The organism is Bartonella sp. AA81SXKL (assembly GCF_042196945.1).
Classification (GTDB): Bacteria; Pseudomonadota; Alphaproteobacteria; order Rhizobiales; family Rhizobiaceae; genus Bartonella.
The window spans coordinates 365-931 of the sequence record NZ_JBHIRH010000138.1; the positions used below are offsets into that span (position 1 = coordinate 365).

Consider the following 567-nt stretch of genomic DNA (forward strand, 5'->3'; position numbering starts at 1 on the left):
TGGCTAAGCGCGTTTGTTGTTCTGTTATTTTGCGGGTAAGAGCTATGGTTTGAACACTCTCTTCCCAACTTTGGGCTATAAAACGTACATGCTGTTCAAGTTTGGTGCGCTCAATAAGAGGAGCACTTTCACTCCCTTTGCGGTGGATGATATAATAAACACGTGTGAGTGTGCTTTCCAAAAATAGCGGATGAGATTCAAAAAAATCACCATTATAGAGCTTAACAAAATATTCGCCAATTTTTTCGCGAACGTTGCTACTATATTGATCACGGGGTACATAGACAAGTATCGAAACAAAGCGTCCAAAAGAATCCGTATGAGCAAGCACGCGCAAACGTGGACGTTCATCTAATTGCATGATGAGTTTGGCATTTTCTGTCAATGTGTCAATGTCAGAGCGAAATATTTCATCTCTTGGATAGGTTTCTAAAACACTGATGAGTGCTTTTCCAGAATAGTCGGCACTATTATGTCCAAGGCGTTGAATGATAGTTTTGGCTTTTTCTTTTAAGAAAGGAATTTGCAAAATAGAGCGCGTATAAGCTGAGGAGGTAAATAGCCCTA

General features: G+C 40.0%; 1 pseudogene. It reads right to left on the minus strand.

The features are described 5' to 3' along the window. Positions 1 to 567 (minus strand): annotated as a pseudogene (locus ACFINZ_RS10125) (NAD-glutamate dehydrogenase); the annotation flags it as partial.